The following is a 16,436-nucleotide window of genomic DNA, read 5'->3' on the forward strand; positions in this document are numbered from 1 at the left end:
TTGCATTTAAGCGCGGCGGAAGCGGCGCGGCGCGTCAATCCCGTCGACAAGATCGGCAAGTACGCGGCCAATAGCCGGGGTGAACTTGAATCCGTGGCCTGAGAACCCCGCGCCGACCACCAGCGGTCCAAAACGGTCGAGCAGGAAATCTTCGTTGGCCGTGCTCGTGTAAGTGCAGCTGATGGGAACCGCCGATTCGGCGTCGACCCCGGGCAGCCACTCACGAGCGTAGCGGCGGAGGGCCTCCAGCTGAACCGGTTCGGGTTCGAATGTGCGGGCATCCGGATCGGTGACAGGCCCTACGCCATGCCACCCCGCCTTGACCCCCTCGCCTGGAGTGAGCATCCCATAGACGGGGCTGTACCAATAGTCGTCACGGGGATCTCCCGGGTCCGGCGCGTGGTTGAAGCTCGGCCAGGACGGGGAATCATCGATGGGCGTGAAATGGGCAGGTTGCTCTTGGGTGACCACCAAACGGGGGAGTGGGACTTGCGTCCCGACAAGCTTGCTGGTCCAGGCGCCCGCCGCGATGACAATCCGGCGCGCCGTGATTTCCAGCGAATCGGTCACGACGACGGCGCGATCCTCGCCGAGCACGCGGATCTCGCGAACAGGGGTCGAATACTCGAAGCGGGCACCGTGTGCCTCGGCCGATGTGCGCAGCGCCTTGAGGGCCTCGGCCGCCCGGACCCGGCCCGATTCCGGCACGAAGAGGACATCGCTTCGGAACACCATGCCCCGCCAACGCTCTGACGCCTCCTTGGCGGAGATGAACTGGCTTGCGATGCCCCGCTCAGCGTGCGCGGTCCGAACTTCCCGGAGCCGGGCAACATTTCCGTGGTTGGCCAGACCCACAAGATCCAACAACTGCGTTTCGGTTTCCTCCGCGAGCCTGTCCCAGAGGTTCCTCGCTTCGCTGACCAAGGCGAGGTAGTCACCCTCTGCGTAGGCCGTGTTGAAGTTGCGCGTCGCACCATGGGAAGCCCCTACATGGTGCCCCTCCTCAAACTGCTCAAGGAGAACCACCGATCGCCCCTTGAGTGCGAGCTGCCAGGCCGCAGCTGATCCCATCGCGCCTCCGCCGACTACAACGACGTCAACATCCATCCCGGCTTCATCCATCCTGTCCTGCGGCCCTCCCACCGAGGTCCGCTGCGGTTTCCATTCTGCCGTGGACGGAGCGGCTGTTTTGAGCTGTGCCCTCCGCATGGAAGATTGGATCGGGTGAAATTCCTCCTTCCTTCGCAGACCTCGTCTTCGCGCGGCATCGCGTTTCTAAGGATCGTGTTCGGCGGCCTTTTGCTGGTGCACGGAGTCCAGAAGCTGCTCGCGGGGCAGCCTGCGTTTGAGGCAACCATCGCCGCGATGGGTGTTCAAAAAGCGGAGCTGATGTCCTGGCTGGTCATCTGGGGTGAAACCGGGCTGGGCGCACTTTTGGTGCTCGGCGCCCTGACGCGGGTGGCTGGCTTCCTGGCGGCCCTCATGTACGCAGGGATCTGGTTTGTCACCGAATCGGGCAAACCGTTGTTGAGCGATAGCCCCGGAATCAACGCCGAACTGCTCATCCTGTATATCGCGTTGGCGTTGGCGTTCGCCTTCATCGGTTCCGGGGCGGTTTCGCTGGACCGGAGACTGTTTGCCGGGAAGCCAGCCCGGAAATCGCGGCGCTAGCTTTCCTAGCGCCGACCCGCCTGGAGACCCGCGCGGGCCATGGCGTCCGCGTAGGAGCGGCCCATTTCGATCAGCCATTCGGTCTGGCGTTCCTTGGAACCGGCGAAGGCGCGCCCGTGCAGCGAACGGGCCTTGTAGACCTTCAGGCCGCGGCGCCAGATCAGCTGGTTGTCAGTCTTGAGGAGCATCTGCGCCAGGCGGTTGGCTTCCGTTCCGTGCGCGACGATCGCCGATGCGCGCGGGACGAGTTTGAGGAACGCGATGAGCGGCTTGAGCCCGGCACTGACCTGCTCGGGGGTCAGTTTTCCGTTCGCCTCGCCCGGAGTAAACCACGGGTGGGTGTTCCACGGCATCATCCATTCCGGGCGCAGGCCGAGCTGGAACTGCAGACCCAATAGCCGGGTGGCGGCGGCGTCGTCTCCGGCCCACACAACGCCCCGCGGGGATGCCTCGCTGGTGTTGGAGAACAGGCTGACAATCCGGCAATCCTCCACCGAGTGCATCGGATCCACGTAGGGGACTTCGAAGCCAGGGCGGAGCTTGCGGAGGAACTCCACATGCTGGTTGACCGGAGCGATGTGCGGGGCGAAGAAAGGGCTGTCCGGAACCGCGGGAGTCACCGATTCTTCCGCGGGAGCCGCTTCGGAGCTTGCGGGTTCGACGACGGCGGGTTCGACGACGGCGGCGACCGGTTCGACGACGGCGGGTTCGACGACGGTGGCGACCGGTTCGGCGGCGGGTTCGACGACGGTGGCGACCGGTTCGGCGGCGGGTTCGACGACGGGAGCGGCCGCAGGGACCACCCTGCGGGTAATGACCGGGCTGGCCTTGGGCACCGAATTTGTGGGCGCCTTCTTCGGCGTGGCCGTCTTTGCGGCAGCAGCCTTCGGAGCGTCCTTCTTGGCCGGAACCTTCTTTTCGGCCTTGGCCGGGGCGTCCAGGTCATCCTCGTCGTCAAACAGACCATCGAAGAGCTTGTCGAGTTCGTCGTAGCCGGTGCCGTAGTCGTCGTCGAGCTCGGGGCCGCGCCCGAAACCTTCCTCGTACCGCGAGTCCAGTTCGGTGCGGTAATCCTCGTCGTGGACCTCGAAATAGTCCGGTTCGGCCAATGCGGTCATGAGAGCAGGGGTCTCCTGGGGTCGGGCAGGGGCCAGTATCGGGCGCGAAGGGGCGCGTCCGTTTCCGGGCCAGTTGATGGGGGCTCTCCGGGGGACCGGTTGAGCCTTTAGATCTTAGCAAGCCATAGATGGTCTGGAGTCCTTCAGCCGTTCATCTGACTCGGTATGTCGCGCGGCTCCGGGGATCAAGGAACCGCGATGCGTCGAACATCACCCGTGGGCGCCGCCGAGGGCGGGCGGAGACACGAGCGGGCGGTGGAATGGACGAAAGAGTCCATTCCACCGCCCTTGTTCGGCGTCAGTCGTCCGGCGTCAGCCCTCAGATGTGGATGACGAATTGTGCAAGTGCCGCGGCCGCTATGAAACTTGCGGAGAACGTGATGGTCGCCACAATGACCGTGCGCCAGTTGAGTGTCTTCAGCGCGTTGATGTCGCGTCCAACGTTCATGCCGAGCAGGGCGATCGAGCCAAGGCCCACGTAGAGCGGGTCAAGGTTGTGGGTGAAGGAGACGATCAAGCCGCTGAAAGGCAGAATCGGAGCTGTTGCCAACGTGGCGAGCGCAAGGACCCATACGCTCGACGGCACGGCGGGAACGTACTTGGCCAGTACGAATGCCAGCGCGGTAAGGAGGCCAAGGATCACCACGCCAATGACGTCGTTGATACTGGTGGACTTGGTGCCCAAGGCGTTGAGGACCACGCCCGCGGCGATGCTTGCACCGAAAGCGATAATCCACGTTGAGGGCTTCGTGCGCACTTCGGGGTCCTGGAGCACGGCTGAAACGTCCACTTTGGATCGGTCCTGTGGCCGGCGCAGCTTCGCGGCAACGGGGTTCCCGTTGCGGTCAAGGCGCTTGCCTTCGTCATCGCGGCGGAAGCGGCGCGACCAGAACTTGTAGAGCCGCAAAGACATCGGCAACGAAAGGAAGGCTCCGGCGTAGAAGCCCACAAGGTTCGTCACCAGGTTCGACAGGGCTGCAAGCGCCATGATCTCCGGTGCTTGCCCGGGATACAGGATGGACAGGGCCGCGACGCCGCCAAGCATCATGGATCCCGAGCCGAGGCCCAGGCCCAACGCGAGTGCAAGCGGGTCGAAGATGCCCATTCCGCCGAGCAAGCCGGCCAGGAGGGAGATGAAGACGGCGCCGAATACACTGCCCAGCAGCCACACGGAGAACACGCCGCGGTAGACCGGGGACTTCACACCGAAACGCTGCAGTGCGTAGGCCAAATAGGATTCCCGGTCAATTGCCCAGGTGGCCCCGATGGCCGTGCGGCCCATGCCCAGCGCGACGCCGACCGGCAGGGCAATGATGACGGTTCCGAAGATGTGGCCGACTTCCTGGAGCAGGATGGCCGGACCGAGGGAAGTCAGTTTGGCGAAGGAGGGTCCCACCTGGGTGCCGAGGGCTCCGAGGAACATGACGATGCTGACGTTGAGCAATACCGAGGCCACGGCACGGCTCTGGCCGGACATGGGGCGCACCTTCTGGACGCCGATGACGGCGCCCATCAGCACGGCCCACAAGACGGGCATGAGTACGATAGCGGCGTTGCCGAGGGGAATCTTGTGTGTTCCGGCCAGGATGGCGACGGCGCAGACGGCTGTGGACAGCAGGATCATCGATCCCCATTGCCGTGCGGTCGGGGTGAAGAGGCGGGCCCGTCCGTGATCGACGTTGACTACGGGCGTATCCACCTCCGGAGTGGTTGTGGATTGGTTCTTCATTGTTGTGCACCCTTCGTGTGCTGCAGTGGCGAGGGACGGATACATCCATGCCATTTGGTATACCAAAGATGGTAAGGTGGATCACATCGCAATGCAAGACATGTCACAAAAGCTGCTCGGATTCCCCAAACCTAGGGCATTCGCGCGATCGTCCGATGCCGGACTCGGTCTGCAGCTTTTTGACCTTGGGATACCAAATTTGGAGGGTTTATGATCACTCAGCTTTCTGCCCGGTACGTCCTTGGCTATGACGGGACCGGGCACGTCATGCACACGGATGGGCACGTGGTGATGAGGGATGACGAGATCATCTACGTGGGTACCGACTACGCCGGTCCCGTTGACGAACGCCGGGACTTTGGACAGAGCCTCATCTCCCCTGGCCTCATCGATCTCGACGCCTTGGCGGACATTGATCACATGATCTTCGACTCCTGGCCCACCGAGGAAATCGCTCCGGGCTTGCAATGGTCCGAAGACTACTTCCATAACCGCCGCCGCGATGTCTTCACCGCGGCGCAGCGCCAGAGCGTACGCAAGTTTGCGCTGGCGCAGCTGGCCTTGCACGGCGTGACCACCTACATGCCGATTGCCTCGGAGATCCACAGCTCCTGGGCGGAAACCTTCGAGGAACTCAAAGGGATGGCACAGTCCAGCATCGAGCTCGGCCTGCGCGGCTTCCTGGGCTCCGCGTACCGTTCGGGGATCAACGTCACTGACCACGACGGCCAGCGCGTGATCCTTTTCGACGAGGAGGAGGGACGCACAGGGTTCGCCGACGCCGCACGGTTCCTCGACTACGCCGACGAGCTAGGACACCCGTTGCTTACCGGTGTCCTGCTGCCATGCCGGATCGAGACACTCTCGGACGAACTGATGCGCCGGACTGCCGAACTGGCCACCGAACGCAACGCGCTGGTCCGCCTCCATTGCCTCCAGGGGACCAATGAAGACGGTTTCCTCGTCAAGCTCACGGGGCGTACAGTCCTTGAGCAGCTTGCGGATTCAGGCCTGCTGGACACGCGGCTCCTCATCCCGCACGGGGTTGTCATCGACGGCACCGACCCGTCCTCCAGCGCAGAAGGCGGGCCGTTGGATGTGCTGGCCCGGCATGACGTCAGCATCATTCACTGCCCCCTGACGTCGTTCCACTACTCAGGCATGCTCAAATCCTTTGACGCCTTCGCAGCCGCCGGGGTCAACATGTGCCTGGGAACGGATTCATTCCCACCGGACCTGATCAAGGGCATCGACGTCGGCACGCACCTGGCCCGCATCGCAGAGGGCCGCCGGGACGCTGGTACGGTCTCGGCGTTCTTCGACGCTGCCACCCTGGGTGGTGCCAGGGCACTGGGTCGCGACGACCTGGGGCGCCTGTGTCCGGGCGCCCAAGCCGACATTATGGTCGCCTCACTGGAGGACTTCCGTGACGGAGTCGTGGAAGATCCATTGCGCACGCTCATCCTCAACGGTTCGGCACGCAATGTCACCGACACGTACGTTGCGGGCCGCCCCGTGGTTGTTGACGGCTCGCTCCCAGGCATCGACCTGGATGGACTGCGCGCTGAGGGTCAGCAGCTCTTTGGACAGATGGTGGACGCCTACGGCGAACGCGACTACCTGCGGCGCGATGCCTCCGAGCTGTTTCCACCGGTCTATGCCCCGGCAGCAGCTCTGACACATGACGCGACGGCGTACGCACCTTAAGGGTTAAGGGTCAGAAGTCCCTATGTTCACGCGTGAGCTCCTCCGCGGGGCTGTTTGCCCTGCGGAGGAGCTGCAAGCGGGCTACATCCGATGCGGTGGAGAAGCCCGAGCCGGTGACTATGCGGGAATTGTTGCCCGGATCTTCCGGCTGCCCACCATCACGATGAGGCCAAGCAACAGCAGCGCTGCCGCGAACAACAACCACAGGCCATTGAAGCCGGTGCTTGCGAGAACAGCCGTTCCGGTCCCAACAGCACCCGCTGCAGTTACAGAGGCCGCATTGGCTTGTGCTGCAGTTCCGGATGCAAGGGCCGCCGGTGTCTCAACCGAAGGAGCGGCTGCAGCCGGATCGACGAAGCCCTGAGATCCGACCGGCCCGTTCACGACGGGCAGGTTCACGACCGGCAGGGTGACGGCGGGCAGGGTGACAACGGGCAGGGTGACAACGGGTTGGCTGATAGAGGGCAATCCCAAACCCACCGATGCGGTGCCGATAGTGTTCGGCAGGCCCAAGGGTGCCGTCAGTCCTGCACTCAAGAGCGATCCGACGCCTCCATTGGTGCCCGTCGACGCGGTGCCGAGTAGGCTCGCCGAGGTGTCACCCAAGGAGGCCAGTCCGTTCACCGACCCAGCGACGCCAGTGCCTCCGCCGGTGCCTCCGCTGGTGCCCGTCGGTGTCGTGCTGAGGACGTTGACCGAGGTGTCGCCCACGGTGACTGGAGCGGTGACAGGCGCGCTGACGCCGGTGCCTCCGCTGGTGCCCGTCGGTGTCGTGCTGAGGACGTTGACCGAGGTGTCACCCACGGTGACAGGAGCGGTGACAGGCGCGCTGACGCCGGTGCCTCCGGTGGTGCCAGTCGGTGTCGTGCTGAGGACGTTGACCGAGGTGTCACCGACGGTGACTGGAGCGGTGACAGGCGCGCTGACGCCAGTGCCTCCGCTGGTGCCGGTCGGCGTCGTGCTGAGGACGTTGACCGAGGTGTCACCCACGGTGACAGGAGCGGTGACAGGCGCGCTGACGCCGGTGCCTCCGCTGGTGCCGGTCGGCGTCGTGCTGAGGACGTTGACCGAGGTGTCACCCACGGTGACTGGAGCGGTGACAGGCGCGCTGACGGGAGCCGTCGCCTGGGTGCCAGAGGCTGTTCCAGGGGCGGAGTTGCTCAGAACTGCCAGTGAGGTGGCTCCGATATTAACAGGGACCGATATCGGAGCCACCACCTGGGTTCCGGACGGGACGGCTGCTCCGCCGGAATTGGTCGCCGGGGCCGGAACCGGGGCGAGTGCAGGGGCGGTGGTCGCGGCGCCCGAAAGGATTGAGAGCGACGTCGACCCGACGTTCACCGGAATGGACACCGGTGCAACGACTTGGGTGCCTGAGGCATTGCCCAGCGCACTTGTAGTGGTGTCTGCCGCGTTCGCGGCAGTTGCGCCGAGGGCTATCAACCCACCGGCAAAGAGGGTGCCAAGCAGCCCCTTGCGAATCATGCTGTGCATTATGTTGTTCTCCTGAACGAGTAGTTCCGAAAGGCGCATTGGAGCGCCTGGATTGGCCATTTGCCGCGGTCCGGAATTGGCTTCCGGGAAAGCGGCGGGGCGCGGAACTAGTCAGGGGATGAACCCGGGTCAAACGACACCGGAGCCGGAACTCTGCCGGCCGCAGCTGTTGACACGATGGTCCCAGCCAAGGGGTAAAACAGCTTGGTGCCTTGGAGCCAAGCGGCAGAAGCACCCGAGGGATTGCTGGAAAGGACCGCAGAGCCGCTTACGGTGTCGCTGCCGCCTGGCGCACCGGGCGGGAATGTCCCGTCGGAGGGCGCTGAAGGTTCGTTTGAACCGCTAGCCCGGACAGTCGACTTCGAAGGCGTTGCCATCAGGCCCGGAAGGCCACTGGAGCCAGCGAGGCTGAGCAACGGGGTCGCGACGTCCTGAGCCGACGTCAAGGGGACACTGCCAGCGGGCCCTGCAACAGCGGATCCCGCTTCAAGGGCTTCGCCGATTCCGGCGGCATCGGGGATGTGGATTGAAGGGACGGTTACGTCCGGGACAGTGACCGGAAGGCTGCCAACCAAGGAACCAACGCCTGACCCGACCCCGTCAACCGCGCGCGCTGCCGGCGATACGAGGCTTGCAGTCGCGGCACTAACTGCGCCATCAGGGAGGACTGTGCTCACCATGGGCGTGTTGGCCAGAAGTTGATCGACGCTCGCAGTCAGCTGCGGAAGCTCGTTGACCACCGCAGGGGGCACCTGTACCGCGGGTAGCCGGACCTCGGGGACTGGAACGGATGCCACGGCCGGGGCCGGCACGGACGCGACACTTGCCGCAACCGCGTCGCTGACAGTTCCGGAAAGCCCCTTTGGCGTATTGTGCACCACGTTGGACACCGTAGAGCTCGCGCCGCCCAGAAGGGTGTGGTTGTTGGTGTTTCCGGAATCAGCGCTGGCTGCCGTGGAAGAGAGGGCGATCCAAACAACGGCCCCCGCGCCGGCAAGCATGACGGAGCGGAGAACATGAAGAACGCGCGACTTACTTTGCTCAGCTTCCATCTCGACACCCCCCAGCGTCAGCTTGGATCGACGATCGCTCCCATCCTAGGCCTCACTAGTTAACTAGTCCAGACGTTGGAGGGCGGATTCGCCCATTCAGTTCAGCGGGCGTCGTTGGCGTATCGGACTCCGAGCTGGGATCGCACCCCGTCGAAGAGGCGCATTGTGTTCAGCGAATCGTCCAAGGGCATCACGGGACTTTCGGTCAGTCCTTGCTGGACACAGCGGGTAACCTCACGCAGTTCGTAGGTGTAGCCGATCCCGACCGCGTCAAAACGTTCGGTCCGGGGTTCATCCCAGCCCGTTCGAATCAGCAGCTCGCGCGGATTGTTAATGGAACCCTGCGTCTGGAGGAAGCCCTTGGAGCCTGCAACGGATGCCGAGCGCGGCCCATGGGCCAGCAACGAGGATGTCAGCTGGGCGATAGCACCGCCGTCGTAACCCAGCGTGAGCGCATTCTGGGAGTCGACGCCGTCGTCCGTCAAAGTGCCGATTGCGCTGACAGACTGCGGGAAACCGAGGGTGCCCAAGGGCCACAGCAGGGCGTACACCGTGAGGTCCAAAAGGGCTCCACCGCCGTCCGCCGGGGCCCAAATGCGGGCGGTGGGATCGTAAGGGGCAGGGAATCCAAGGTCGGCGCTGACCCACTTGATGTCGCCCAGCTCGCCGGACGCGGCAATGGCGAATGCCCTCTGCATGCTGGGCAGGAATCGACTCCACACGGCTTCCATGAGGAACAGTTTCCGTTCCCGGGCCAGAGCGACGAGCTCCGCCGCTTCACGGCCGTTAATGGTCAAAGATTTCTCGCACAGGACGTGCTTCCCGGCGTTGAGGGCATCCCTGACGATCTCGAAGTGTTGGGCATGCGGGGTGGCCACGTAGACGACATCGACGGCGTCATCGGCTAGCAGCCGCTGGTAGCCGGGTACACCGCCGTCGTCGCCATAGGACTTCGTGACCCCCTGCGCGGCGGCAAAGGCATCCGCGGATTCCTGGCGCCGTGAACTCACTGCATGGAGGTTTGCGTCCTCGAGCTGGGCGAGGTCGCCGCTCACGGTCTTGGCGATTCCTCCCGTGGCGATGATGCCCCAGTTCAAGGCCTTGCCAGTGGCCGCGCGGGGATCCTGGTTCGGCTGGCTGAACAACCACGGTTTGGCGATATGCAGACTCATGCGGCCAATCCTCTCATTGCACAAGCCGCGTTTACAGGACGCATTCGGGCCAACGGGCCGGGAACCTTGCGATTCCCGGCCCTCCGTCTGTAGCACTGAAGAGGCGATCAGGCCCCGGCGGCGACCCGCGGACGAACGGCTTCCTCGCTCAGTTTGCCCTGCTGCAACCTGAAGCGGCGCTCGGTCTTCTGAGCCAGGCTCCGGTCGTGCGTCACCACCAGAATGGTGGTGTCATGGTCCCGGCTCAAGGAACTGAGCAGTTCGATGATGTGCTCACCGGTCTGCTCATCCAGGTTGCCGGTGGGCTCGTCGGCCAGGATGAGCTTGGGCTCGTTGGCCAGCGCCCGGGCAATGGCAACGCGCTGCTGCTCGCCGCCCGAGAGCTTGTTGATGCGGCGGGACTGTTTCTCCGGATCCAGCTGCACCTGCTCCAGGAGGGACCTGGCCCGCTCCAAGCGGGCACCCTTCCGCATTCCGGCGAACTCCATGGGCAGCATCACGTTATCCACTGCCGAAAGGTTGGGGATGAGGTTGAACTGCTGGAAAACGAACCCGATGTCCCGGCGCCGGTATTCGGTGAGTTTGCCGGCGGGGAGCCCGGCCAGGCTGACTCCGTCCACGACGACGTCCCCGCTGGTGGGCTTGTCGAGGGCACCGAGCAGGGAGAGCAGGGTGCTCTTGCCGCTTCCGCTCTTTCCCACGATCGAGGCGAGGGTGCCCTTTTCGAGCTCGAAGCTCACGCCGTTGACGGGCTTGATGGTGCGGTCGCCGGACTTGAACTGGCGGACCAGGTCTTTGACTTCAATCATGGCTATTCTCCTCGGAGGACTTCGATGGGGCGGATGCGGGCGGTGAGCAGCGCTGGTACCAAGGCGCCCACGACGGCGACGCCGAAGACCGCGGCAACGCCTGCAGCAATGACGCCGGGGGAGGCGCTCGCCGTGACCGAGGTCAGCAACTGGGAGGCTCCGCCGAAGGGGTTTCCACCTGGACCACCAAACCCTCCGCCGCCGGGACCGCGCTGGCTCGTGGCCGTCGTCGAGCTGTTGGAACTGATCAGCGCCGACGCGATGCCGCCGCTGGCGAAGGAGGCGATGGCAGCGCCAACGACGCTGCCAAGCGCCACGAGGACGAGGGCTTCGAGCACGAACTGCAAGCCGATGGTCCGGTTGCGGGCGCCGATGGCCTTGAGGACTCCGATCTCACGGCGGCGCTCGCGGACCAACATGACCATGATGAGCAGGATGATCAAGCCGGCGGTGCCGAGTGCCGCGATGAAGGCCACGAGTGAAATGTTCTTGACGCTGTCCAGCGAACTGACCGCGGTTTCGAGGTTCCGCTGGCCCTGTGTGACGTCAGCCTTGCCGGAGCCGAGGGCGGCTTGAAGCGCCGTCTTGGCGGCGTCCACATTCGCCATGCTGTTGACGGTGACCACCATGCTGGAGAGCTCGCCCGGAGTCGCCGCGAGGGCCTGGGCCTCGGCGAGTGTCGTGTACACGGCGTTGTTGCCGAAAGTGGTGCCGGCGTCGAAGATGCCTGCCACCGTGAACGTCTTGCCGGCGATGGTGAACGTCGAGCCGGCCTTGAGGTTGTTCTTCGTCGCGAGAGTCGTTCCGACGAGGGCCTTGGTGCTGGCGACGGTGTAGTCGCCCAGGCCTGTGCCGCTTGTGATGTTCAGGGCCTTGCCGGCGGTGTCCACCTCGGCCCCGATACCTGTAGCAGTGATGGGCAGCGAGAACGTGGGCGCCGTTCCGGTGCTACCCGAGCCCGTGCTGCCGCTTGTGTTGTTGCGGTTGCCGAGCGTGCCGGCGTCGATGGCTGCCTGAAGGTTCGTGGTGACGCTCGTGCCACCGCCGGGACCGCCACCGGGTCCGGCTTGCTGCGCCGTGGTGCCGGTGGTCGAGGTGGAGGCCGTCGTCGCGGTCTCCAGCCGCAGCGCCTTGGTGCCCACCACGGAAACGACGTTCGGTACCGCTGCCGCCGTCGCGGTCTGGGCCGCGGTGAGCGGCTCGCCGCCGCCGTCGAATCCCTGCGCGCCGGCCGGATTCACGGTCAGGACCGTGCCCACGGAGGCGTTCAACTCCTGGACCTTGCCGCCAACGGCTTGGTTGGCCACGAGCATGGCAAGCGCCAGCCCGATCGCGACGGCCAGGACTGCCACTACAGCCGCGGTTCTTATCTTGTTGCGGAAGGCATTGCCTACACTCCGGGCGAGGACGCTCACGATTCTCCTTCTGGACCTGGCCCGCCCCAGCGGCGCGCCTGCTCACCTAACAGTGCTCACGGCGGCTGTGCGGCTGTGCTGCTGAAGCTATGCGGGGCCTGTGAAGAGTTGCGCGAYGGCGGATGGAGCCGGACACACCGACGGCGGCCACCCCCTGGAGTGGGGATGGCCGCCGTCGGTGGTGCCTAGAGGAGTGCTACTACTTGGTGATCGGGCCGAGGACCGGATCGTCCACGTAGGCCGTCTTCACGTTGGCGAGGGTCACGATGACCGGAGGCAGCAGGTACGCCGGCACGGTCTTGACGCCGTTGTTGTAGGACTTGGTGTCGTTGATTTCCGGGGTCTTGCCGGACTGGATGTCGTTGACCATGGTGATGGAGTGCTCAACGAGCTTGCGGGTGTCCTTGTTGATGGTGGAGTACTGCTCGCCCGCAAGGATGGACTTGACCGACTCAACCTCGGAGTCCTGGCCGGTCACGACCGGAAGCGGCTTGCCTGCCGCCTTGACCGAGGTCAGGATGGCGCGGGCCAGGGTGTCGTTCGGGGACAGCACGCCGTCCAGCGAAGCGCTCGTGTAGGTACCTGCGAGCAGGGTGTCCATGCGCTTCTGGGCGTTCTCTGCCTTCCAACCCTGGGTGACGGCCTGCTCGAAGGACTTCTGGCCGGAAACCACCTTGAGGGTTCCGTCATCGATCTTCGGCTGCAGGATGCTCATGGCGCCGTCGAAGAAGACCTTCGCGTTGGCGTCATCGGGGGAACCTGCAAACAGCTCGATGTTGTACGGGCCGCTCGGCATCTTGGCCTTGAGTCCGTCCAGCAGGGCCTGGCCCTGCAGCACACCGACCTTGAAGTTGTCGTAGGCCACGTAGTAGTCCACGTTGGAGGTGTTCAGGAGCAGGCGGTCGTAGGCAATGACCGTAGCGCCGGCGTCCTTGGCCTGCTTGAGCTGCGTGCCCAGCTGGGCGCCGTCGATGGCACCGACGATGATGAGCTTGTCGCCCTTGGTGATCATCGCGCTGATCTGGTTCTGCTGCTCCGAAACGCCACCGTTTGCGAACTGCACATCCGGCTTGAAGCCTGCGCTTGTGAGCCCGTCGTTGAAGAGCTTCTCTGCCAGGACCCAGTTCTCACTGGTCTTCTGCGGGAGCGCGACGCCGATCGAGGAACCCTTGGGGAATGCCTCGCTGCCGCTTGACGAGCCACCGGAGCTGCCGCTGTCCGTACGGCCGCAGGCCGTCAGCGCCAGTGCCGCGATCGCAGCTACTGCTGCTGCCTTTCCTGCTTTACCAAACATTCGCATATCTTGGTTCGCTTTCTTTGTTGTGGATGGAACAAGCCGTCTTGAAGCCGATCAGGCTTCCTTGGAGATGACTTCCTTGGTTGAGGTCGTCTCGTCCGGGGCACTTTCGCTGCTCCGGCCGAAGTTCTTCATCATCAATCCGATGATCGATTTCTTGCCCTGCGTCTTGTTGTAGACGTCGAAGGCAACTGCCGCCAGCAGCACGAGGCCCTTGATGATCTGGGTGAGGTCCGCGCCGACGCCGAGCAGTTGGAGGCCGTTGTTGAGGACAGCCATGACCAGGCCACCAACGATGGAGCCGATCACCGTGCCCACGCCGCCGGTGACCGCTGCGCCACCGATGAATACGGCCGCGATCGCATCCAGTTCCCAGCCGACGCCGTCGAACGGACCCGAAGCCGTGGAGCGGCCCACGAAGATCATGCCGGCGAGGCCGGCAAGGATGGACATGTTCATCATGACCATGAAATTGACCTTCTTGGACTGGACTCCGGAGAGTTCGGCCGCGTGGCGGTTGCCGCCGACTGCGTAGATGTGGCGGCCAATGACCGTCTTGGCGGAAATGAAACCGTAGATCAGGACCAGCACGGCCAGAATAAGGCCCGGGATGGGGAACGAGGTGCCTGGGCGGCCAGTCGCGAACAGGTACGTGGCGTAGAGGATGGCTGCATTGACGAGCACGAGCTTGGTGACCATCACCCAGCCTTCTTGCACTTCGGCGCCCAGTGCCTGGGCGGTGCGGCGGGAACGGATCGCACTGACAATCACGAAGGCGACGGCGATAAGGCCCAGCAGGATTGTCAGGTTGTTATACCCCGTCTTCGGCCCTATCTCGGGCAGGTACCCGGAGCCCAGGTACTGGAAGTCTTCCGGGACCGGAACGGTGTTGGACTTGCCCACGAACTGGTTGAAACCGCGGAAGAGCAGCATGCCGGCAAGGGTCACGATGAAGGCCGGGATACCGACGTATGCCGTCCAGAATCCTTGCCAGGCTCCGATCAGGGCGCCGAGCAGGAGCCCGAACAGGACGGCTACGTACCAGGGCAGGTGCCAGTCCCTGATGGCCAGGGCCACCGAGATGCCGACGAAGGCCGCTACCGAACCTACGGAGAGGTCGATGTGGCCGGCGATGATGACCAGGACCATGCCGATGGCCAGGATCAGGATGTAGGAGTTGCCGTTGAAGAGGTTGATGACGTTGCCCGGGGTGAGCGTGCGGCCCGAGGTGAAGATCTGGAAGAAGATGACGAGTGCAACCAGGGCGAAGATCATGCCGAATTGGCGGGTGTTGCCACCGAATAGCTTCTTGAGCGCGTTCATTGTTTTGGGTCCTTGTGTCCGTGTGGTTCTGGAGATGACCGGGGTCAGGCAGCTTTGCGGCTGGATGTCATGAGCTTCATGAGGCTTTCCTGGCTGGCTTCGTCCTTGTTGAGTACGCCAGTGATGGAGCCCTCGAAGATGGTGTAGATACGGTCGGAGAGGCCCAGCAGTTCGGGAAGTTCGGAGGAGATCACAATCACGCCCTTCCCTTGGTTTGCCAGCTGCTGGATGATTCCGTAGATCTCGTACTTGGCCCCGACGTCGATTCCGCGGGTGGGTTCATCCAGGATGAGAAGGTCCGGATCAGTGAACATCCATTTGGCGAGAACAACCTTTTGTTGGTTTCCGCCGGAAAGCTTCGATACGCCTTCCTCCACCGACGGCGTTTTGGTGCGCAGCGACTTCCGGTATTGCTCGGCCACCATGAATTCCTTGTTGGTGTCCACAACGATTCCCCGGCTGATCTTCTTCAAGTTGGCAGACACCGTGGTGGTCTTGATGTCGTCCAGGAGGTTCAGTCCCAGGCTCTTGCGGTCCTCCGTGACGTAGCCGAGACCGGCGTCGATCGCTTGGCGGACGCTGCGCATGGTGATCGGTTTGCCGTCCTTGTACACCTGCCCCGAGATGAACCGGCCGTAGGAGTGGCCGAAGACGGAGCGGGCAAGCTCGGTGCGCCCGGCGCCCATCAGGCCGGCAAAGCCGACGATTTCACCCCGGCGCACATGGAAGCTGGAGTTCTTGCAGACCAGGCGGTCCTGGATCTGGGGATGCCCGACCGTCCAATCCTTGACTTCGAAGAACACCTCGCCGATCTTCGGCGTGTGGTCCGGGAAGCGGGACTCGAGCGTCCGCCCGACCATGCCCTTGATGATCCGGTCCTCGTCGACACCGTCTTCCACGACGTTGAGCGTCTCGATGGACTTGCCATCGCGGATGATGGTGATCTCGTCCGCGATCTGCTCGATCTCGTTGAGCTTGTGGGAAATGATGATGGACGTGATGCCCCGGCCCTTGAGGCCAAGGATCAGGTCCAGCAAGTGCTGGGAGTCCGATTCGTTCAGGGCTGCCGTGGGCTCGTCGAGAATGAGCAGCTTGACGGACTTGTTCAGCGCCTTGGCGATTTCCACCAGTTGCTGCTTGCCGACGCCGATTTCCTTGATAGGGGTATCCGGGTCCTCGCGCAAGCCGACCCGTGCGAGGAGTTCGATTGACCGCTTGCGGGCCTCGGCCCAGTCGATGATGCCGCGACGGACGGGTTCGTTGCCGAGGAAGATGTTTTCCATGATGGACAGCTCGGGGATCAGTGCCAGTTCCTGGTGGATGATCACGATTCCCGCATGTTCGCTGGCCCGGATGTCCTTGAACTGCTGGACTTCCGCCTGGTACACGATGTCGCCGTCGTAGCTGCCGTAGGGGTAAACCCCGGAGAGCACCTTCATCAACGTGGACTTTCCTGCACCGTTTTCGCCGCAGATCGCATGGATTTCGCCCACCTTGACCCGGAGGCTCACGTCCGAGAGCGCCTTCACGCCGGGGAATTCCTTGGTGATGGACCGCATCTCGAGGAGAACCGGATCCTGGTGCGTTATGGGGGTCGACATACCCTCGCGCCTCCAATGTTTGACGTCGTTGTCGGCTCGGGGATGGCG

13 protein-coding genes are annotated in these 16,436 nt (G+C 63.8%); 2 read left to right on the forward strand and 11 right to left on the reverse strand.

Going from position 1 to position 16,436, the window contains the following annotated elements; all coding sequences use genetic code 11:
- Positions 1–6 precede the first annotated feature (6 nt).
- Complete coding sequence (locus AB4068_RS13345; protein WP_441433639.1) at positions 7–1,107, reverse strand: FAD-dependent oxidoreductase; 1,101 nt, start codon at positions 1,105–1,107, stop codon at positions 7–9.
- Between the two features lie 117 nt (positions 1,108–1,224).
- Here AB4068_RS13345 and AB4068_RS13350 point away from each other — a divergent pair, with 117 nt between their 5' ends.
- Positions 1,225–1,671: a DoxX family protein gene (locus AB4068_RS13350; protein WP_306964029.1), complete on the forward strand. Its 447-nt coding sequence runs from the start codon at positions 1,225–1,227 to the stop codon at positions 1,669–1,671.
- 5 nt (positions 1,672–1,676) lie between these two features.
- On the opposite strand, the gene AB4068_RS13355 is transcribed toward AB4068_RS13350, so the two are convergent.
- Both AB4068_RS13355 and AB4068_RS13360 read right to left on the reverse strand, forming a co-directional pair.
- Complete coding sequence (locus tag AB4068_RS13355) at positions 1,677–2,291, reverse strand: uracil-DNA glycosylase (RefSeq protein WP_441433686.1); 615 nt, start codon at positions 2,289–2,291, stop codon at positions 1,677–1,679.
- A gap of 817 nt (positions 2,292–3,108) precedes the next feature.
- Positions 3,109–4,518, reverse strand: coding sequence for a DUF3100 domain-containing protein (locus AB4068_RS13360; protein WP_441433640.1), 1,410 nt, complete (start codon positions 4,516–4,518; stop codon positions 3,109–3,111).
- Between the two features lie 210 nt (positions 4,519–4,728).
- Between AB4068_RS13360 and AB4068_RS13365 the strand changes: the two genes are divergently transcribed.
- On the forward strand, positions 4,729–6,225 hold the full coding sequence (locus AB4068_RS13365; protein WP_441433641.1) for a chlorohydrolase family protein: 1,497 nt from the start codon (positions 4,729–4,731) through the stop codon (positions 6,223–6,225).
- Between the two features lie 117 nt (positions 6,226–6,342).
- Here the strand turns inward: AB4068_RS13365 and AB4068_RS13370 are convergent, their stop codons facing one another.
- The 8 genes from AB4068_RS13370 to mmsA all read right to left on the reverse strand — a co-directional run bounded on the left by AB4068_RS13370 (position 6,343) and on the right by mmsA (position 16,388).
- A complete protein-coding gene (locus AB4068_RS13370; protein ID WP_441433642.1) occupies positions 6,343–7,719 on the reverse strand; it encodes a hypothetical protein in 1,377 nt (458 codons plus the stop codon).
- A 107-nt stretch (positions 7,720–7,826) separates the two neighbouring features.
- Positions 7,827–8,771, reverse strand: coding sequence for a hypothetical protein (locus tag AB4068_RS13375; RefSeq protein WP_441433643.1), 945 nt, complete (start codon positions 8,769–8,771; stop codon positions 7,827–7,829).
- 101 nt (positions 8,772–8,872) lie between these two features.
- Positions 8,873–9,943 (reverse strand): Gfo/Idh/MocA family protein, encoded by a 1,071-nt coding sequence (locus AB4068_RS13380; RefSeq protein WP_059388017.1) that lies wholly within the window; start codon positions 9,941–9,943, stop codon positions 8,873–8,875.
- Between the two features lie 107 nt (positions 9,944–10,050).
- Positions 10,051–10,752 carry an ABC transporter ATP-binding protein gene (locus tag AB4068_RS13385; RefSeq protein WP_441433644.1) on the reverse strand — a complete coding sequence of 234 codons (702 nt, stop codon included), beginning with the start codon at positions 10,750–10,752 and terminating at the stop codon, positions 10,051–10,053.
- Between the two features lie 2 nt (positions 10,753–10,754).
- A complete protein-coding gene (locus AB4068_RS13390) occupies positions 10,755–12,167 on the reverse strand; it encodes an ABC transporter permease (protein ID WP_441433645.1) in 1,413 nt (470 codons plus the stop codon).
- Between the two features lie 199 nt (positions 12,168–12,366).
- Entirely contained in the window at positions 12,367–13,467 is a 1,101-nt protein-coding gene (locus AB4068_RS13395) for a substrate-binding domain-containing protein (RefSeq protein ID WP_441433646.1), read from the reverse strand.
- 51 nt (positions 13,468–13,518) lie between these two features.
- The gene (mmsB, locus tag AB4068_RS13400) at positions 13,519–14,787 is read right to left on the reverse strand and encodes a multiple monosaccharide ABC transporter permease (RefSeq protein WP_059388014.1); all 1,269 of its coding nucleotides are present in this window, start codon (positions 14,785–14,787) and stop codon (positions 13,519–13,521) included.
- Between the two features lie 44 nt (positions 14,788–14,831).
- On the reverse strand, positions 14,832–16,388 hold the full coding sequence (gene mmsA / locus AB4068_RS13405; protein WP_284992025.1) for a multiple monosaccharide ABC transporter ATP-binding protein: 1,557 nt from the start codon (positions 16,386–16,388) through the stop codon (positions 14,832–14,834).
- Between the last annotated feature and the right edge of the window lie 48 nt (positions 16,389–16,436).

Source organism: Arthrobacter sp. 2RAF22 (assembly GCF_052115325.1).
Classification (GTDB): domain Bacteria; phylum Actinomycetota; class Actinomycetes; order Actinomycetales; family Micrococcaceae; genus Arthrobacter.